Source organism: Enterobacter cloacae complex sp. P2B, assembly GCF_014895985.1.
Lineage (GTDB): Bacteria > Pseudomonadota > Gammaproteobacteria > Enterobacterales > Enterobacteriaceae > Enterobacter > Enterobacter bugandensis.
Genome location: NZ_JADBQQ010000015.1, coordinates 96,738 through 116,458, shown reverse-complemented (window position 1 = coordinate 116,458; position 19,721 = coordinate 96,738). Strand labels below are relative to the sequence as shown.

Here is a 19,721-nt window from a genome sequence, read left to right as displayed (position 1 = left end):
TCTCCGCAACATTAAAAACTGCCATTTTCTCTGTACACGGGTCTTTTTCTTAAATTGCCTCGTATAGCCACAATATTAGTCTGGTCATCTGCTACCATCCGCGCAGTTTAATTCCTCTTCGGATGGTTATATGTCCCAGTCACTCAAAAAGATGACCCTCACCGGGCTCATTCTGATGATTTTTACGTCAGTTTTTGGCTTTGCCAACAGCCCGTCGGCTTTCTATCTGATGGGCTACAGCGCGACGCCGTTTTATATCGTTTCTGCTCTGTTCTTCTTTATCCCGTTTGCGCTGATGATGGCGGAGATGGGCTCGGCTTACCGGAAAGAAGAGGGCGGTATCTATTCATGGATGAACAACAGCATCGGCCCGCGCTACGCGTTTATCGGGACGTTTATGTGGTTCTCCTCCTACGTCGTCTGGATGGTCAGCACGGCGGCCAAAGTCTGGGTGCCGTTCTCCACGTTTCTTTTCGGTGCGGATAAAACGCAGGTCTGGTCTTTAGCCGGGCTGAGCTCCACGCAGGTGGTCGGGATTCTGGCGGTGTGCTGGATGGTGGTGGTGACGCTGGTGGCGTCAAAAGGCATCAACAAAATTGCCCGTATCACCGCCGTTGGCGGTATTTCCGTGATGTGCCTGAACCTGGTGCTGCTGCTGGTGAGTATCGCCATTCTGTGCCTGAACGGCGGACACTTCGCGCAGGAGGTGAACTTCGTTTCATCGCCTAATCCGGGCTATCAGTCCGGGCTGGCCATGCTCTCCTTCGTGGTATTTGCCATTTTTGCCTACGGCGGTATTGAAGCGGTAGGTGGGCTGGTCGATAAGACCGAGAACCCCGAAAAAAACTTTGCCAAAGGGATTATTTTTGCCGCCATCGTCATCTCCATCGGCTATTCGCTGGCGATTTTCCTCTGGGGCGTTAGCACTAACTGGCAGCAGGTGTTGAGTAACAATACCACTAACCTCGGGAACATCACCTACGTGCTGATGAAAAGCCTGGGAATGACGCTGGGTAACGCCATGCACCTGACGCCGGAAGCATCGGCCACCCTGGGGATCTGGTTTGCGCGCATTACCGGCCTGTCGATGTTCCTTGCCTATACCGGCGCGTTCTTCACGCTAATCTACTCGCCGCTGAAAGCAATCATCCAGGGTACGCCAAAGGCGCTGTGGCCGGCACGCATGACGCAGCTCAATACCGCAGGCATGCCTGCCAACGCCATGTGGATGCAGTGTCTGCTGGTGTGCGTGTTCATTCTGCTGGTGTCATTTGGCGGTGATACCGCGTCTGCGTTCTATAACAAACTGACCCTGATGGCGAACGTGTCGATGACGCTGCCGTACCTGTTCCTGACGCTGGCGTTCCCGTTCTTTAAGGCGAAGCGGGATCTTGAGCGTCCGTTTGTGATCTTCAAAACCCGCGCGGCAACGCTGCTGGCGACCACGGTGGTGGTGCTGGTCGTGGCGTTTGCCAACATCTTTACCGTTATTCAGCCCGTGGTTGAGGCGAACGACTGGAACAGCGCGCTGTGGATGGTCGGTGGGCCAGTCTTCTTCTCGCTGCTGGCGATGGGGATTTATGAGAATTACCGCCGGCGCTCAATGGCGTACGTCACGGAAGTGGCGTAGCGGTAAAATGCCCCTCCCGAAAGGGAGGGGAGAACGATTACAGACTTCCCGCCGGGCGCGATCTTGCCGCCGACGTGAGCGTTTTACCCATCTTGCGTCCGTCCATGCTTTCCAGACGCATCTGGAACGGTGGGAACGGCATATCAATACCATGCTCGCGGAAGCCCGCCAGAATCAGCTGGTGGATCTCATGGCGCAGCGGCATGCGGTGCCCCATTTCGGCGGCGTAGATACGCAGTTCGAAAATCTGGATCCCCTGCTGTAAATCAACCAGGAATACTTCCGGCGCAGGGTTATCGAGCACCAGCGTACAGCGTTCAGCGGCGGTGTAGAGGATCTGCGTGACCTCTTCACTGTTGGCATCCGACGGCGCCGGTACCGTCAGCACCACGCGCGTGACGGAGTCCGACAGGGACCAGTTGATAAACTGCTCGGTAATAAATGCCTTGTTCGGCACGATGATCTCTTTACGGTCCCAGTCGCTGATCGTGGTGGCGCGGGTGTTGATCTTCGTTACGCTCCCGGTCAGATCGCGGATCGTCACCGTATCGCCAATGCGAATCGGCTTTTCAAACAGGATGATCAGGCCGGATACAAAGTTAGCGAAAATCTCCTGCATGCCAAAGCCAAGGCCAAACGTCAGCGCGGCCACCAGCCACTGCAGTTTAGACCACTCAATACCAATCATTGAGAACCCGACCATTCCGCCAAACAGCAGTATCAGGTATTTCGTAATGGTCGTAATGGCGTATCCCGTGCCGGGGGTTAAATCCAGATGCTGCAGCAGCGCCAGCTCCAGCAACGCCGGGAAGTTACGCACCAGCTGGGTGGTGATGATCAGCACTAGTATGGCAATCAGCACCGCGCCTAAGGTGATCGGCTCCAGGCTTTCAACGCCCTGCACCGTGGACGTCACGTCCCACAGAGAGATGTTCTCCAGGAAGCCAAACGCGGAGTGAATTTCCGACCACAGGAAGATCACCGACAAAAGGGCAATCAGCATCAGGAGGGAGCGCACCAGGCGCAGAGACTGGGTACTGATGGCATCCAGATCCAGTTCGACCTCGTCCGCATCCATCGTGCCTTCCGTGCTGTTGACATGCGTTGGCTCTTCCTCGCCACGGGCACGCTGAGCGAGGATCTCTGCCCGGCGGTGTTTGGCGCGGTCAAAGGCCAGACGGCGGCGCTGGATCAACATCCCGCGCCGGATCACGTGATACACCACCAGCAGCAGGAACCAGATCGCCACCGACGTTTCCAGTCGCGCCAGCAGCGCCTGCGAGGTTGCCAGGTAACCTACCGCCGCTGCCAGCATCGCAATCAGAGGAGCGCTCAGCAGCAGGTTCCAGAGCAGCCGGTTGAACATGTTGTCGCCGCTGCCGGATTTATCCAGATAGAGCGGTATCCCCGCGCGTTTCAGGCTGAGCGTGACGATGGCCAGCGCGCCGCAGATCAGCATAAAGCAGAGGCGCCCCAGCGAGCCTGAGAATTCCCGGTCGTTGAGATTATCAAACATGATCAGCGCCATTATCAGCGGCACAATCAGCCCGATGCTCATCAGGTAATAGCGCATGGCGCGCGCCACGCGGTTACGAGGCCAGCCAAAGTGGGCGATGAACAGGCCGTTAGGCCGCGCGAACGTCGCGCAAATCATCACCACCCACAGCAACGGTACCGTGGCGGTGACGCCATCGCCAATGGCGACCGCGAGCGGATAGGGCCAGGCTTCCCGCAGGCCATAGCCAAGCGTCATCCACAGCACCGGTAGCGGAGAGGCGACGAGAATCGACCAGAACACGGTGCGCAGCGTCAGCCAGAAGTGATCCTGAGTGACTTTCCCCACCCGCGCGCTGGAACGCTCCAGGAAGCGGGTGAAATGTCTGCGCGAATAAATGCTGAAGCCCACCAGAACCAACGCGCCCAGCAGCGGGAAAATCGTCTCTTTACTGGTCAGCATCATCACGCTGGCCTGTCCGAGCTGGCTAAAGGTGTCGAGCGAAATCAGGCGGCGCAGATCCTGAACGATCTCAATTGGCCACGAGAAGGTCATTGGACGTACGTCGGATGTCCAGAAGAGATAACGGTGCGTAGCCTCGTTCACCTCTTTCAGCGCGTCTTCCAGCTGGCTGTTAGAGACCTTGAGCTTAGTCAGTTCCAGAATCAGCGTATCCCCGCCCTGCAGGAGGGAGTTCAGCAGTTCGCGCTGGGTGCGCAGCTGGGCTTCCAGAATACGGTTTTGCTCGCTGGTCAGAGGTTGTCCGTCAGCCTGACGGATCTGGCGTATTTGCGGCTGCTTATTGAGAAGATCTTCAAAGTGCAGTCGCTGCACGCGCAGCTGGGCCATCTCGGTATCCAGCTGCTGCGGTTTCGGCATTTCCGGCAGGCGCGCGACCTGGGCGCGTAGCGCTTCGCCCAGCAGGTTTGATGACCCGAGCCACTGGGACTGCTCGCGCAGGGTGTTGAGCGCCTGGCGCACCTGCAGGGTTTGATTCGTCGCCTGACGCTGCTGGGAGGCAACCAGATCCATACGCTGCGCCTGCTGATTCAGGGCGGCAGAAAGCTCGCGGTTGACCTTAAACTGATCGACGATACCTTCCGGCAGATTGGCGCTGTTTTCCGCCAGCAGCTCGGTGCTTTCAAGCGCTCGCTCGGCTTCGCGCTGGCGCTGGCTGTTGAGCAAATTACGCAGGGCCTGAAGGTACGCATCCAGCTGCTCGCTCTGCTTCTGAGCGAGTTCAGAGCGCATCCGCGCCAGCTCCTGGCGGTTGTTGGCGGAAAGCTGCGCCAGCTCCAGCTCATCCACAAGGGCCTTCAGACGGGCAGATTCCGCCTGCAGACCCAGATTTTGCGCCTGAGCCTGCGGCGTGTTGCCGCTTTGCGTACCCACGCGGCGCTCAACGTCGTTAAGCTGGCGGCGGGCGTCGGTTTGCTGCTGCGGAAGCTGGCTGAGGGAGTCGGCAATTTCACGCGCTCGCTCCTGCTCCTGCTGAGCCTGGCGGCTCTTTTCCAGGAGCTGGCTGCTGACCTGCAGGATTTCCTGGTTCAGGGCGTCGGTGGTCATGCCTTCCGGCACTTCGCGCGGCTCATCGCGCAGATTAGCGAGTTGCGCGCGCAGCGTTTGCGAGAGTTTAGGGAAGTTGTCGATAACCTGCTGATACTGCTGAGCGCGCTCAAGCGAGCCTTTCCGCTCTTCAAGCGCGTTCAGTGCGGACTGGAGTGACTCAACGGTCTCTGGCTGAGCGGGTTTAGCCGCTTTCGCCTGCTCCAGCTCCTGGGCTATCTGTTTGGCGTCGGGGGCTGTCGCTGCGTACGCCCCCATGCTGAGGCACCAGGCCATCAGTAGAACGATAATCGGGCGCACGTCAGCGATCCTTCTTTTGTTAGCCTTCGTCTTTTTTGTCGTCAACCAGCGGGCTGGCGTCGTGCTCGGCGTCGATCTCTTCTTGCGGCAGCGGAGCAGGTTCTGCATCCGGCGTCACGAAGGTTTCGGTAGAGACCGCCAGCGGCTGACCCAGTTTGGTGACCGACAGGCTTTCGAGCTGCTCAGCCAGCTTCACTTTGCCCGGCGCAAACAGGTTGATGACGGTAGAGCCCAGCTTGAAGCGACCCATTTCCTGGCCTTTCAGCAGGGCGACAGAACCTTCTTCTTCACCGGCAGGCCACGTCCAGCGCTTGATCACGCCTTCACGCGGCGGGGTAATGGTGCCAGCCCAGACGGTTTCGATGCTGCCGACAATGGTCGCGCCAACCAGAATCTGCGCCATAGGGCCGAATTCAGTATCGAACAGGCAGATGACACGTTCGTTACGGGCAAACAGGTTCGGTACGTTTTGCGCGGTCAGGTGGTTCACGGAGAACAGATCGCCCGGCACGTAGATCATCTCACGCAGGATACCGTTACACGGCATGTGTACGCGGTGGTAGTCGCGCGGTGACAGATAGGTGGTGGCAAAGGTGCCGTTGCGGAACAGGTCCGCCATCAGGTAATTGCCCGCCAGCAGCGCTTCCAGGCTGTAGTTGTGGCCCTTCGCCTGCAGGATTTTGTCGTCTTCGATGTTACCCAACTGGCTGATCACGCCGTCTGCTGGCATCACCAGGACGTTAGGGTCGGTGTTCAGCGGGCGCACTTCGTCGCGGAGCGGGCGCACGAAAAACTCGTTGAACGTGCGGTAGCTGGCGGTGTCCGGCTTCTGCGCTTCTTTCATGTCGACCTTGTAATACTTAACGAAAAGGTCGATGACCAGTTTGGTCAGCCAGCCCGCGCGTTTGCTTGCGCCCCAGCCCGCCAGGCGAGTGAGCCACAGTTTTGGCAGAATGTATTGAAGCGAAAGTTTAAATGCGTTTAACAAGGTAGCCTCCAGGCCATTGTTTTGTCGTTCCTGATCCGGCAGTAAGCCGCCGGAACCTGAAAAAAGGGGACGATTTTAGCGATGCTTAGCTTAGTTGTCAGTTATCAGAATCAGAAAAGTTTTTACGCGTTTTTACCTGATCCATGCTCTCAAGAATGCGGTGGTAATTCTCGAAGCGGGTCTCCGCGATTTCACCTTTCTCAACCGCTTCGCGGATAGCGCAGCCTGGATCGTTATCGTGTTTGCAGTCGCGGTATTTGCAAGCGCCTAAATAATCATGGAATTCGACAAATCCATTAAAGATTTGTTCCGGCTCAAGATGCCATAAACCGAATTCACGCACGCCCGGTGAGTCGATCACATCGCCGCCGTGAGGGAAATGATAGAGACGTGAGGCGGTGGTGGTGTGCTGGCCCAGACCCGAGACGTCAGACACATCGTTAGTGAGGATCTCCTGCTGGAGGCCGAGAAGGTTGTTTAGCAGGCTCGATTTCCCCACGCCGGACTGACCCGCAAAGATGCTGATGCGATCGGTAAGCGCCTCTTCCAGCGGTTTCAGTCCGTCTTTGGTGTAGCTGGACACCATCAGAACGCGGTAGCCAATCTTGCGGTAGATATCCATCTGCTCATTAACGAAAGCCATGCCTTCGTCATCCAGCAGATCGATTTTGTTCAGCACGATAATCGGTTCAACCTGCAGCGTTTCACAGGCGACAAGGTATCGGTCGATAATATTGAGCGAAAGTTCGGGCAAAATCGCCGATACGATAACAATCTGGTTAATGTTGGCGGCAATCGGCTTCACCCCGTCGTAAAAATCGGGACGGGTTAACACGGACGTACGCTCATGGACCGCTTCAACTATACCTTTTACCGTAACGCCCTCTGCCGCCTCTTTACCCGGTCGCCAGACGACGCGGTCGCCGGTCACCAGAGAACGAATGGTCCGGCGAATGTTACAGCGGTGGATTTCGCCATCAGCGGATTCCACGTCGGCGTGCATACCGAAACGGCTGATGACTACGCCTTCCGTTGGTTCGCCAAACAGGTTGTCGTCGTAATCGACCTTCTCCGAAGTGGTTTTAAGACGGCGCTGATGATTGGCATTCACGCGGCGCTGCTGCCCTTTGGAGAGTTTATTTTTACTCAATCGCACTGGCTCCTGGTCGCCCGTAAGGGGCAAAACCTCTATGATACACTCTAATTAATACTAGTTAACCTGCTACTGCCGGTTATGCGAGAAGGGTGGAAAATAACATGAGCGCGGATGAAAACAACCTGATTTGGATCGATCTCGAAATGACCGGGCTGGATCCCGAGCGCGATCGCATTATTGAGATTGCAACCCTGGTGACCGATGCCAACCTGAATATCCTTGCCGAAGGGCCAACGATTGCGGTGCATCAGTCCGACGACCAGCTTGCGCTGATGGATGAGTGGAACGTGCGTACCCACACCGGCAGCGGTCTTGTCGAGCGCGTGAAGGCGAGCACGCTGGGCGATCGCGAGGCGGAACTGGCGACGCTCGAATTTCTGAAGCAGTGGGTACCAGCGGGTAAATCGCCGATCTGCGGGAACAGCATCGGTCAGGATCGCCGTTTCCTCTTCAAGTACATGCCGGAGCTGGAGTCTTACTTCCATTACCGCTATCTGGACGTGAGCACCCTGAAAGAGCTGGCGCGCCGCTGGAAGCCTGAAATTCTGGACGGCTTTAAAAAACAGGGTACGCACCAGGCGATGGACGATATCCGCGAGTCCGTGGCGGAACTCGCGTACTACCGCGAAAACTTTATTAAGCTGTGATTTTGAGATCCGGCACCTTGCGTGGCCGGGTTTTTGTCGTTAAATTGTTCAGCTTGCCGATTAAATAAGCACTTGAACTGAATTTCGAAAAAATCACTTTAAGGGGGGTTGCAGCTAAAAGGATTTCTCGTATAATGCGCCTCCCGTAACGACAGAGAATTACACGTTACGACAGCAACAAAAGCAGTACAGATTTGCGGGAATAGCTCAGTTGGTAGAGCACGACCTTGCCAAGGTCGGGGTCGCGAGTTCGAGTCTCGTTTCCCGCTCCAAATTCTTCTTCATCTCTAAAATATCCACAGCGAAAAGACGCGCTGGGGACGTTTTCTATTGCATCTGAAATACTCTTGTAAACAGAGTTATCCACAGAATTCGCGCTTTACCCAAACCGTACAGAAAGTTAGCAGGGTGAATAATATCTTCCCAAGTCACTGTATTAAGTGGATAAAATTTCATTTCAAAATGTTATTGAGATCACTTGACCTTTTCTCAAGTCCAGATGGCGCTTGAGTTTTTATTTTTATTCACAGGCTGTGAATATATCACGCATCCCGCGTAAGCCCTTTTTCAATCACCCTAACCAGCCGCTGTTTCTTAGGAAGCTGCACCTCGACCACGCAGGCATTTCGCTTCTCGATTTGCTGCGCAATCGCCCATTCTATGTGTTCATCAAGAAGTGGGTGCTCACCTCTACGGCTTTCGAGCGCCTGAATATTCGCTTCATCCCACGGGGCATTGCCCAGCGCGACGGCCACGTTTCGCAGCCAGCGCAGGTGGCCGATACGCCGAATAGCGGAACCTTCCGTCACCTTCAGGAACCAGGCTTCGGTCCAGGCGAACAGCTCAATAAGCTGTGGCGCATGCAGCGCTTTACGCGGGCTGAAGTCCTCTTCGTCCGTCAGCTGTGAATAGCGGTTCCACGGGCAAATCAGCTGGCAGTCGTCGCAGCCGTAGATGCGGTTGCCGATAAGCGGTCGGAACTCTTCCGGGATCGCCCCTTCAAGCTCTATCGTGAGATAGGAGATGCAGCGGCGGGCATCAACGGTGTAAGGCTCAACGATGGCGCCCGTCGGGCAGATGGTCATGCAGGCCACGCAGCGGCCACAGCCTTCCTCCACCGGGCCATCTACCGGCAGGGGTAAATCTATCAGCAGCTCACCGAGGAAGAAGAACGATCCGGCGTCGCGGCTCAGGATAAGTGAGTGCTTACCTGTCCAGCCAAGTCCGGCTTTTTCGGCGATCGGGCGCTCAAGAACAGGCGCGGAATCGACAAAGGGTCTAAAATTCAGCGAATCACAGTGCTGCTGAATGGTTTCCCCGAGTTTTTTTAAGCGGTTACGCAGAAGCTTATGGTAATCACGTCCCAGAGCGTACCGGCTGACGTAACCCAGGGAGGGATTTTTTAGCGTGCGCGCAAAGGCCGCATTGGCAGGCAGGTAGTTCATGCGCACGCTGATGACGCGTAGTGTACCCGGTAAAAGTTCATGTGGACGGGCGCGCATCATGCCGTGACGCGCCATCCACTCCATTTCGCCGTGGTATTGTTTGTCCAGCCAGGCCTGCAGTTTTGGCTCGCTGGCAGAGAGGTCGGTATCGGTAATGCCTACCTTCTGGAAGCCAAGCTCAGCACCCCACTGTTTTATTTTTTGCGCTAATTCATTGAGATCGAGGGGCTGTGACATGACGGACCATACGGTGAAGAAAAACCCCGCAAGTATACCACATTCCATCTGGCATGCGGACGACCTCCGGCGCGCCGAAAAAGAGGCCGCAGACAGTCTCGGCATTACCCTTTATGAACTGATGCAGCGCGCGGGAGAGGCGGCGTTTAACGTTGCCTGCAGCGCGTACCCGCAGTCCACTCACTGGCTGATTTTGTGCGGGCACGGCAATAACGGCGGCGACGGTTACGTCGTTGCGCGTCTTGCCGTTGCAGCCGGTCTCCGCGTTACCCTGCTGGCGCTGGAGAGTGATAAGCCCCTGCCGGAAGAGGCCTGCGCGGCGCAGGAGGCATGGCTGAACGCAGGCGGCGTGATTCATGCTCCTGATATCGTCTGGCCGGAAGATGTTGATCTGATTGTTGATGGTCTGCTGGGGACCGGGCTACGCAGCGCGCCTCGCGAAAACATTGCCGCGCTTATTGAACACGCTAACGGGTACTCTGCGCCGGTCGTCGCGCTGGATATTCCGTCGGGCCTCATCGCACAGACCGGCGCGACGCCTGGCGCCGTTATTCAGGCTGCGCACACCGTGACCTTTATCGCCCTGAAGCCGGGCTTGTTAACCGGAAAAGCGCGGGATGTGGTCGGCGTATTGCACCATAACGCGCTGGGGCTGGAGAGCTGGCTCGTTGGACAGGAAACGCTCCTGTCGCGCTTTGATTCCTCGCAGCTAAAAGAGTGGCTTCCGCCGCGCCGCCCAACGTCTCACAAGGGCGACAGCGGCAGGCTGGTGATTATTGGTGGCGATCGCGGTACGGCAGGAGCGGTTCGCATGACCGGTGAGGCGGCACTTCGCAGCGGTGCCGGGTTAGTGCGAGTACTCACTCGCATTGAAAATATTGCGCCAATCATCACAGCCCGACCGGAACTGATGGTCCATGAGCTTACGCCCCAGACGCTGGAAGAAAGCCTCGAATGGGCGGATGTGGTGGTTATTGGTCCCGGGCTTGGACAACAGACATGGGGTAAACAGGCCCTGCAAAAGGTCGAGAATTTTCGTAAACCGATGCTGTGGGATGCCGACGCGCTTAACCTTCTGGCAATAAATCCGGATAAGCGTCACAATCGCATTCTGACGCCACACCCCGGCGAAGCCGCGCGCCTGCTTAACTGCAGCGTGGCAGAAATTGAAAGCGATCGCTTACTTTCTGCTCAGCGTCTGGTAAAACGTTACGGAGGTGTTGCCGTTTTGAAAGGGGCAGGCACCGTTGTCGCCAGTGACGAGACGCAGGGCATTATTGATGCCGGAAATGCGGGCATGGCGAGCGGCGGTATGGGCGATGTGCTTTCAGGCATCATCGGCGCATTGCTTGGACAGAAACTTCCCCTTTATGATGCAGCCTGTGCGGGCTGCGTGGCCCACGGCGCGGCAGCTGACAGGCTTGCTGCGCGGGAGGGGACACGCGGTATGCTGGCCACCGATCTCTTTTGCACGCTGCGGCGTGTTGTTAACCCGGATGTGATTGACGTAGAAAATGACTAATCGAGCGATTCCTTTACCTGATGAACAAGCCACTTTAGATCTCGGCAAGCGCGTGGCGCAGGCCTGTCAGGGGGCAACCGTCATTTATCTGTATGGCGATTTAGGTGCGGGTAAAACCACCTTCAGCCGGGGTTTTTTGCAGGCGTTAGGGCATAACGGGAACGTGAAAAGCCCTACCTACACGCTGGTCGAGCCGTACACCCTCGACAATCTTATGGTGTACCACTTTGATTTATACCGCCTTGCGGATCCTGAGGAGCTGGAATTTATGGGGATCCGTGATTATTTTGCCAACGACGCCATCTGCCTGGTGGAGTGGCCGCAACAAGGTGCGGGTGTGCTGCCTGACCCGGATGTCGAAATTCACTTAGATTACCAGGCTCAAGGGCGTGAGGCTCGCATCAGTGCGGTTTCCTCATCAGGGTGTTCCTTACTGGCGCGTCTCGCCGGTTAAGAGTAGGGATGACGGGATGATTAGTCGCGTTAAAGGTTGGGTGTTGGCTGCGACGGTGCTGCTGTGCGCGCAGGCCGGGGCGGCAAGCCTTTCGGATATTCAGGTGTCAAACGGCGAAAGCCAGGCGCGGATTACGTTCAGCTTTATGGGCGACCCTGAATACGCGTTTTCACAGCCAGACAGCCACAGCGTGGCGCTGGATATCAAACAGACAGGCGTGATCCAGGGGCTACCGCTGCGGTTCAGCGGTAACAACCTGGTGAAAAGTATCCGCTCGGGTACCCCTCAGGACAGCCAGTCGCTGCGCCTGGTGGTCGATCTGACCGAAAAGGGCAAAACGAGGGCGGTGAAGCAGCAAAACGGGGCGAACTATACGGTGGTCTTCACCATCAATGCCGACGTTCCGCCGCCTCCGCCGCCACCGGTTGTCGCGAAACGCGTGGAAGAGCCGGTGTATACGCCTCGTCCATCGGAACCTGCGCGTAATCCGTTTAAATCGCAGAACGATCGCATCACCGCGGCAACCAGCAGTAACACGGTAACGCGTCCGGCGGTCAGCGCACGGCGTACGGTCAGCGGTGACAAAGTGATTATCGCCATTGATGCCGGGCACGGTGGACAGGATCCTGGAGCGATTGGCCCGGGCGGCACGCGAGAGAAAAATGTCACTATTGCGGTGGCCCGCAAGCTGCGGACGCTGTTAAACGATGATCCGATGTTTAAAGGCGTACTAACCCGCGACGGCGACTATTTTATCTCTGTGATGGGCCGCTCAGACGTGGCGCGTAAGCAAAACGCCAATTTCCTGGTCTCCATTCACGCGGATGCCGCACCGAACCGTAACGCGACGGGCGCCTCGGTATGGGTCCTGTCGAACCGCCGGGCAAACAGCGAAATGGCCAACTGGCTGGAAGAGCATGAGAAACAGTCTGAACTGTTAGGCGGCGCGGGTGATGTGCTGGCAAACAGCCAGTCTGACCCATACCTCAGCCAGGCGGTGCTGGATTTACAGTTCGGTCATTCTCAGCGCGTCGGGTATGATGTCGCCACTAACGTATTGAACCAGTTGCAGGGCATCGGGGCATTGCATAAGCGCCGCCCTGAACATGCGAGCCTGGGCGTTCTGCGCTCGCCGGATATTCCGTCAATTCTGGTAGAGACGGGCTTTATCAGCAATAACAGTGAAGAGCGCCTGCTGGGCAGCGACAGCTATCAGCAGCAAATTGCCGAAGCGATTTATAACGGTTTACGTAAATATTTTGAGGCGCATCCTCTGCAGTCCGCGCCGCAGGGCGGAGCAGCCCAGACGGCCAGCGCCGCGCAGCCGGGTGGGTTGACCGCCACAAATTAAGGAGATTTCATGCCGATTCAGGTTCTGCCGCCGCAGCTCGCGAACCAAATCGCCGCCGGTGAGGTGGTGGAACGCCCTGCGTCGGTGGTGAAGGAGCTGGTTGAAAATAGCCTCGATGCGGGCGCCACCCGTATTGATATTGATATCGAGCGCGGCGGCGCAAAGCTTATCCGCATTCGCGACAACGGCTGCGGCATCAAAAAAGAGGAGCTGGCGCTGGCGCTGGCGCGTCATGCCACCAGTAAAATTGCCTCTCTGGATGACCTGGAAGCGATTATCAGCCTCGGTTTTCGCGGAGAAGCGCTGGCCAGTATCAGCTCGGTTTCTCGTTTAACGCTGACCTCCCGCACCGCTGAACAGCAGGAAGCCTGGCAGGCCTACGCTGAAGGGCGAGATATGGACGTCACGGTCAAACCCGCGGCGCACCCTGTCGGTACTACGCTGGAAGTTCTGGACCTGTTCTACAATACTCCCGCCCGCCGCAAGTTTATGCGTACCGAAAAAACCGAGTTCGGCCATATCGACGAGATCATCCGCCGAATTGCGCTCGCCCGTTTCGACGTCACCATCAACCTCAGCCATAACGGCAAGGTGATGCGCCAGTACCGCGCGGTGGCTGAAGGTGGTCAGAAAGAGCGACGGTTAGGTGCTATCTGCGGGACGCCGTTCCTGGAGCAGGCGTTGGCTATCGAGTGGCAGCACGGCGATCTGGCTTTACGCGGCTGGGTGGCCGATCCGAACGCCAGTAGCGCGGCGTATTCTGAAATTCAGTATTGCTACGTGAACGGCCGCATGATGCGCGACCGCCTCATTAACCACGCCATTCGCCAGGCCTGCGAAGACAAGCTCGGGGCCGATCAGCAACCGGCCTTTGTGCTTTATCTGGAGATCGACCCGCATCAGGTGGATGTCAACGTCCATCCTGCCAAGCATGAAGTACGGTTCCATCAGTCGCGTCTGGTGCATGATTTTATCTACCAGGGCGTGCTGAGCGTGCTGCAACAGCAGCTTGAACCCACGCTGCCACTGGAAAAAGAAGACTCCGCACCGCGCCCCATTCCGGAAAACCGTGTTGCTGCGGGCCGCAACCATTTTGCGGAGCCTGCCGTCGCGCGTGAACCAGACGCCCCGCGTTTCTCCTCTGCAGGAGTCGCGCCGCGTCCGACGGGCGTGAACTACCCTAACGCTCAGCCCGGCTATCAGAAGCAGCAGGGGGCGCTGTACCGTAAACTGCTGGAAACGCCCGCAGTCGAGCGCAAAGAGCACGTTTCGGTGGCGACACCTTCCCTTGAAGGCCATAGCCAGAGTTTTGGCCGGGTGCTGACGATAATCGCACCGGATATGGCCTTGCTTGAGCGCGACGGCAAACTGCTGCTTCTGGCGCTGCCGGTTGCCGAACGCTGGCTCAAGCAGGCGCAACTGACGCCGGGGGAACATGCGGCCTGTGCGCAGCCGTTATTGATCCCGGTTCGCCTGAAAATATCCGCTGAAGAAACAAGGGTATTGCAGCGTGCAGAGGCCCAGCTGGCGCAAATGGGCATTGAAATTGTGCTCGAACCACAACATGTGACAATTCGCGCAGTGCCTTTACCCTTACGCCAACAAAATTTACAAAACTTGATTCCTGAACTGATAGGCTACCTGGCGCAGCAAACATCGTTGGAGGCTGCCAACACCGCGCAGTGGATCGCCCGCCATCTGGCCAGCGAACATTCACCGTGGAGTATGGCGCAGGCGATTACCGTGCTGGCGGAGGTGGAACGCCTCTGCCCACAGCTGGTGAAAGCGCCGCCGGGTGGGTTATTACAACCTGTTGATTTAAAAACGGCGATGACCGCCCTGAAACATGACTGACGTAAGCAAGGCGAGCCTGCCAAAGGCAATTTTTTTAATGGGCCCAACGGCCTCTGGCAAAACAGCGTTAGCCATTGAGTTACGTAAAGTTTTGCCTGTAGAGTTGATTAGCGTTGATTCCGCCCTCATCTATCGAGGGATGGACATCGGCACGGCGAAGCCCGGCGCAGACGAACTGCGTGCGGCACCGCACCGTTTGCTGGATATTCTCGACCCGGCAGAGGCTTACTCCGCAGCGGATTTCCGCCGGGATGCCTTAGCTGAGATGGCCGAGATAACGGCGGCGGGGCGTATACCGCTGTTGGTTGGCGGAACCATGCTCTACTTCAAGGCGCTGCTCGAAGGTTTGTCACCCTTACCTTCTGCAGATCCTGAAATCAGAGCAAAGATTGAGCAGCAGGCGGCAGAGCAGGGGTGGGACGCATTGCATAAGCAACTGGCAGAGATTGACCCGGTTGCGGCGGCGCGAATCCATCCAAACGATCCGCAAAGGCTTTCCCGGGCACTGGAAGTTTTTTTCATTTCGGGTAAAACTTTAACGGAACTGACGCAAACGTCAGGAGACGCTCTGCCGTATCAGGTGCATCAGTTCGCCATCGCCCCGGCGAGCCGTGAACTGCTCCATCAACGAATTGAGCAGCGTTTTCATCAGATGTTGGCTTCAGATTTTGAAGCAGAAGTGCGGGCGCTATTTGCCCGTGGAGATTTGCATACGGATATGCCTTCCGTTCGTTGTGTGGGATACCGCCAGATGTGGTCGTATCTTGAAGGTGAGATTTCATACGATGAAATGGTTTATCGAGGTGTTTGCGCCACGAGACAGTTAGCGAAGCGCCAGATCACCTGGTTGCGCGGTTGGGAGGGGGTTCACTGGTTAGACAGTGAAAAACCGCAACAGGCGTTAAACGATGTGATTGAGGTTGTTGGTGATATCGCCCACTGAATGTGTACAATTGAGACGTATCGTGCGCAATTTTTCAGAATCGCAAGGTTCTAAGTACAAAACAAGCATATAAGGAAAAGATAGAATGGCTAAGGGGCAATCTTTACAAGATCCGTTCCTGAACGCATTGCGTCGGGAACGTGTTCCAGTTTCTATTTATTTGGTGAATGGTATTAAGCTGCAAGGTCAGATTGAGTCTTTCGATCAGTTCGTGATCCTGTTGAAAAACACGGTCAGCCAGATGGTCTACAAGCACGCTATCTCTACTGTTGTTCCGTCCCGTCCGGTCTCTCATCACAGCAATAACGCTGGCGGCGGCACAGGCAGTAACTACCATCATGGCAGCAACGCGCAGGGTTCTTCTGCTCCTGCGCAGGACAGCGACGAGACCGAATAAGGTTTTAGCTGTTATCCACACGGGGAGCCAGGGATCCTGCGTTCCCCGCTGATCTTTTTAGAGAGGTTTACGCTTGTTTGACCGTTATGATGCCGGTGAGCAGGCGGTGCTGGTACACATCTATTTTTCGCAAGACAAAGATATGGAAGACCTCCAGGAGTTTGAATCTCTGGTCTCTTCCGCCGGTGTCGAAGCAATGCAGGTGATTACCGGTAGCCGTAAAGCGCCGCACCCAAAGTATTTTGTTGGTGAAGGTAAAGCAGTAGAAATTGCGGATGCCGTAAAAGCAACCGGCGCGTCAGTCGTGTTGTTTGATCATGCGCTGTCTCCAGCCCAGGAGCGCAACCTGGAAGCTCTCTGCGAATGCCGTGTTATCGATCGCACGGGATTGATTTTAGACATTTTTGCTCAGCGTGCCCGTACCCACGAGGGGAAACTGCAGGTTGAGCTGGCGCAGTTGCGCCATCTGGCGACGCGTCTGGTGCGTGGCTGGACCCACCTTGAAAGACAAAAAGGCGGGATTGGTTTGCGCGGTCCGGGTGAAACCCAGCTCGAAACCGACCGCCGTTTGCTGCGTGGCCGTATTACCCAGATCCTCTCACGTCTGGAACGTGTCGAGAAACAGCGTGAACAGGGGCGTCGGGCGCGAACCAAAGCCGACATCCCCACGGTGTCGCTGGTGGGCTATACCAACGCCGGTAAATCCACCCTGTTTAACCAGATAACCGAGGCCCAGGTGTATGCCGCAGACCAGCTGTTTGCGACCCTGGACCCGACGCTGCGCCGCATTGACGTTGCAGACGTGGGTGAAACAGTGCTGGCGGATACCGTAGGGTTTATCCGCCATCTGCCGCACGATCTGGTGGCGGCGTTTAAGGCGACGTTGCAGGAGACGCGTCAGGCGACCCTGCTGCTGCACGTGATTGATGCGGCTGACGTACGCGTGCAGGAGAACATCGACGCGGTGAACGTGGTGCTGGAAGAAATTGACGCCCACGAAATTCCCACCCTGTTGGTGATGAATAAGATCGATATGCTGGAGGATTTCGAACCGCGTATCGACCGTGATGAAGAGAACAAACCGATTCGGGTCTGGCTTTCTGCTCAGGCCGGAATCGGTGTGCCACTGCTTTTCCAGGCTTTGACAGAACGTCTTTCCGGTGAGGTAGCTCAGCACACGCTGCGACTGCCGCCACAGGAAGGCAGGCTGCGCAGCCGGTTTTATCAGCTTCAGGCGATAGAAAAAGAGTGGATGGAGGATGACGGCAGCGTGGGGATGCAGGTGCGTATGCCGATCGTTGACTGGCGTCGCCTCTGTAAACAAGAACCTGCGCTGGCGGACTATATCGTCTGATCAGAAAGGGGAAGCCTGAAAAATTCGCCCTTGCATAACAAATATGGAGCATATACATGGCGTGGAATCAGCCCGGTAATAACGGACAAGACCGCGACCCGTGGGGAAGCAGCAATAATCAAGGCGGCAACTCTGGGGGAAATGGCAACAAAGGTGGTCGCGAGCAGGGGCCGCCGGATCTGGATGATATCTTCCGCAAGCTGAGCAAAAAGCTTGGTGGCCTTGGCGGAGGAAAAGGTTCTGGCTCGGGTGGCAGTTCCAGCCAGGGACCGCGCCCGCAATTAGGTGGCCGCCTGGTGGGCATCGTTGCTGCCGGGCTGGTGATCGTCTGGGCAGCCAGCGGGTTCTACACCATTAAAGAAGCAGAACGCGGCGTGGTCACCCGTTTCGGTAAGTTCAGCCATCTGGTTGAGCCGGGCCTGAACTGGAAGCCGACCTTCATTGACGACGTGACTGCGGTAAACGTGGAATCCGTCCGTGAACTGGCCGCTTCTGGCGTGATGCTGACCTCGGACGAGAACGTGGTGCGCGTCGAGATGAACGTGCAGTACCGCGTGACGGATCCTGAGCGTTATCTGTTTAGCGTGACCAGCGCCGATGACAGCCTGCGTCAGGCGACCGACAGTGCCCTGCGTGGTGTGATCGGCAAATACACCATGGACCGCATCCTGACCGAAGGTCGTACCGTTATTCGTAGCGATACCCAGCGCGAGCTGGAAGAGACGATTCGTCCGTACAACATGGGTATCACCCTGCTGGACGTCAACTTCCAGGCTGCACGTCCGCCGGAAGAGGTGAAGGCCGCGTTTGACGATGCGATTGCTGCCCGTGAAAACGAACAGCAGTACATCCGCGAAGCAGAAGCGTACACCAACGAAGTTCAGCCGCGTGCTAACGGTCAGGCGCAGCGTATTCTGGAAGAGGCGCGTGCGTATAAGACCCAGACCATCCTGGAAGCTCAGGGTGAAGTGGCTCGCTTTGCGCGCATCCTGCCGGAATACAAAGCCGCCCCGGAAATTACCCGTGAGCGTCTGTATATCGAGACTATGGAAAAAGTGCTGAGCCACACCCGCAAAGTGCTGGTTAACGACAGCAAAGGCGGAAACCTGATGGTTCTGCCGCTGGATCAGATGCTGAAAGGCGGTTCTGCACCGGCAGCGAAAGACACCAGCGGAGCGAACAACCTGCTGCGTCTGCCGCCAGCCTCATCAGGCAGCTCCAGCGCGAACACAACGCCTTCTTCGAACGATGGTGACATTATGGACCAACGCCGTGCTAACGCGCAGCGTAACGACTACCAGCGTCAGGGGGAATAAGGATGCGTAAGTCAGTTATTGCGATCATCGTCATCGTACTGGTCGTGCTGTATACCTCGATCTTTGTGGTGAAAGAGGGCGAGCGTGGGATCAAGTTCCAGTTCAGCAGCGTCGTGCGTGATGGCGACAAACGTCCGGTGATTTACGAGCCGGGCCTGCACTTCAAGGTGCCGTTCATTCAGTCTGTGAAAACGCTCGATGCGCGTATCCAGACCATGGATAACCAGGCCGACCGTTTCGTGACCAAAGAGAAGAAAGACCTGATCGTTGATTCTTACATCAAATGGCGCATCAGCGATTTTAGCCGCTACTTCCTGGCAACGGGCGGCGGTGACGTTTCTCAGGCAGAAGTGCTGCTGAAACGTAAGTTCTCTGACCGTCTGCGCTCCGAGATTGGTCGTCTTGATGTGAAAGACATCGTGACCGACTCCCGCGGTCGTCTGACCCTGGAAGTGCGCGATGCGCTGAACTCCGGTACAGCGGGCACCGAAGACGAAGTGGCAACGCCAGCAGCGGATGACGCGATTGCTAAAGCGGCCGAACGCGTTCAGGCTGAAACCAACGGTAAAGTGCCGGTGATCAACCCGAACAGTATGGCGGCGCTGGGTATCGAAGTGGTTGACGTGCGTATCAAGCAGATCAACCTGCCAGCGGAAGTGTCCGAGGCGATCTACAACCGTATGCGCGCCGAGCGTGAAGCGGTTGCCCGTCGTCATCGTTCACAGGGTCAGGAAGAGGCTGAAAAACTGCGTGCGGCAGCGGACTATGAAGTGACCAAGACGCTGGCGGAATCTGAACGTCAGGGCCGTATCCTGCGCGGTGAAGGCGATGCGGAAGCGGCGAAGCTGTTTGCCGATGCATTCAGCCAGGATCCAGACTTCTACGCCTTTATCCGTAGCCTGCGCGCTTACGAGAATAGCTTTAAGAGCAACCAGGATGTGATGGTGCTCAGCCCGGACAGCGATTTCTTCCGTTATATGAAGACGCCGACCAACGCAACGCGATAAACTCAGGCTCGTTTGAGTATTCAAACCACCGCTCCCAACGGAGCGGTGGTTTTCTTTTA

General features: G+C 56.7%; 15 protein-coding genes and 1 tRNA gene. 12 read left to right on the top strand and 4 right to left on the bottom strand.

Annotation, left to right across the window (positions count from 1 at the left end; genetic code table 11):
• Positions 1–130 precede the first annotated feature (130 nt).
• Positions 131–1,630, top strand: a complete 1,500-nt coding sequence (gene yjeM, locus IM313_RS14400; protein WP_045261278.1) for a glutamate/gamma-aminobutyrate family transporter YjeM — start codon at positions 131–133, stop codon at positions 1,628–1,630.
• Between the two features lie 37 nt (positions 1,631–1,667).
• Here the strand turns inward: yjeM and mscM are convergent, their stop codons facing one another.
• From mscM to rsgA, 3 genes are all read right to left on the bottom strand, one after another.
• Positions 1,668–4,991, bottom strand: coding sequence for a miniconductance mechanosensitive channel MscM (gene mscM, locus IM313_RS14395; protein ID WP_192972010.1), 3,324 nt, complete (start codon positions 4,989–4,991; stop codon positions 1,668–1,670).
• A 19-nt stretch (positions 4,992–5,010) separates the two neighbouring features.
• Positions 5,011–5,979, bottom strand: a complete 969-nt coding sequence (gene asd, locus IM313_RS14390) for an archaetidylserine decarboxylase (RefSeq protein WP_028015245.1) — start codon at positions 5,977–5,979, stop codon at positions 5,011–5,013.
• A 97-nt stretch (positions 5,980–6,076) separates the two neighbouring features.
• A complete protein-coding gene (gene rsgA / locus IM313_RS14385; protein ID WP_032644955.1) occupies positions 6,077–7,129 on the bottom strand; it encodes a small ribosomal subunit biogenesis GTPase RsgA in 1,053 nt (350 codons plus the stop codon).
• A 107-nt stretch (positions 7,130–7,236) separates the two neighbouring features.
• On the opposite strand from rsgA, the gene orn reads away from it, so the two are divergent.
• Positions 7,237–7,782, top strand: a complete 546-nt coding sequence (orn, locus tag IM313_RS14380; RefSeq protein WP_028015247.1) for an oligoribonuclease — start codon at positions 7,237–7,239, stop codon at positions 7,780–7,782.
• Between the two features lie 196 nt (positions 7,783–7,978).
• Positions 7,979–8,054, top strand: a tRNA-Gly gene (locus tag IM313_RS14375).
• 270 nt (positions 8,055–8,324) lie between these two features.
• Here IM313_RS14375 and queG read toward each other — a convergent pair.
• The gene (gene queG, locus IM313_RS14370) at positions 8,325–9,464 is read right to left on the bottom strand and encodes a tRNA epoxyqueuosine(34) reductase QueG (RefSeq protein WP_028015248.1); all 1,140 of its coding nucleotides are present in this window, start codon (positions 9,462–9,464) and stop codon (positions 8,325–8,327) included.
• On the opposite strand from queG, the gene nnr reads away from it, so the two are divergent.
• The 9 genes from nnr (at position 9,463) to hflC (ending at position 19,662) form a co-directional block, all read left to right on the top strand.
• Positions 9,463–10,986: a bifunctional ADP-dependent NAD(P)H-hydrate dehydratase/NAD(P)H-hydrate epimerase gene (gene nnr, locus IM313_RS14365; RefSeq protein WP_192972011.1), complete on the top strand. Its 1,524-nt coding sequence runs from the start codon at positions 9,463–9,465 to the stop codon at positions 10,984–10,986. The two genes, queG and nnr, sit on opposite strands and share 2 nt — an antisense overlap.
• On the top strand, positions 10,979–11,440 hold the full coding sequence (gene tsaE / locus IM313_RS14360; RefSeq protein WP_028015250.1) for a tRNA (adenosine(37)-N6)-threonylcarbamoyltransferase complex ATPase subunit type 1 TsaE: 462 nt from the start codon (positions 10,979–10,981) through the stop codon (positions 11,438–11,440). Before nnr ends, tsaE begins: the two co-directional genes overlap by 8 nt.
• A 16-nt stretch (positions 11,441–11,456) precedes the next feature.
• Positions 11,457–12,791, top strand: coding sequence for an N-acetylmuramoyl-L-alanine amidase AmiB (gene amiB / locus IM313_RS14355; protein WP_048960999.1), 1,335 nt, complete (start codon positions 11,457–11,459; stop codon positions 12,789–12,791).
• A gap of 9 nt (positions 12,792–12,800) precedes the next feature.
• The gene (gene mutL / locus IM313_RS14350) at positions 12,801–14,645 is read left to right on the top strand and encodes a DNA mismatch repair endonuclease MutL (RefSeq protein WP_048998719.1); all 1,845 of its coding nucleotides are present in this window, start codon (positions 12,801–12,803) and stop codon (positions 14,643–14,645) included.
• Complete coding sequence (miaA, locus tag IM313_RS14345; protein ID WP_028015253.1) at positions 14,638–15,588, top strand: tRNA (adenosine(37)-N6)-dimethylallyltransferase MiaA; 951 nt, start codon at positions 14,638–14,640, stop codon at positions 15,586–15,588. Before mutL ends, miaA begins: the two co-directional genes overlap by 8 nt.
• Before the next feature lie 85 nt (positions 15,589–15,673).
• On the top strand, positions 15,674–15,985 hold the full coding sequence (gene hfq / locus IM313_RS14340; protein WP_013095287.1) for an RNA chaperone Hfq: 312 nt from the start codon (positions 15,674–15,676) through the stop codon (positions 15,983–15,985).
• A 73-nt stretch (positions 15,986–16,058) separates the two neighbouring features.
• Entirely contained in the window at positions 16,059–17,339 is a 1,281-nt protein-coding gene (gene hflX / locus IM313_RS14335) for a ribosome rescue GTPase HflX (RefSeq protein ID WP_023331851.1), read from the top strand.
• 56 nt (positions 17,340–17,395) lie between these two features.
• Positions 17,396–18,655, top strand: a complete 1,260-nt coding sequence (gene hflK / locus IM313_RS14330; protein WP_028015254.1) for an FtsH protease activity modulator HflK — start codon at positions 17,396–17,398, stop codon at positions 18,653–18,655.
• 2 nt (positions 18,656–18,657) lie between these two features.
• Complete coding sequence (hflC, locus tag IM313_RS14325; protein WP_028015255.1) at positions 18,658–19,662, top strand: protease modulator HflC; 1,005 nt, start codon at positions 18,658–18,660, stop codon at positions 19,660–19,662.
• Positions 19,663–19,721 lie beyond the last annotated feature (59 nt).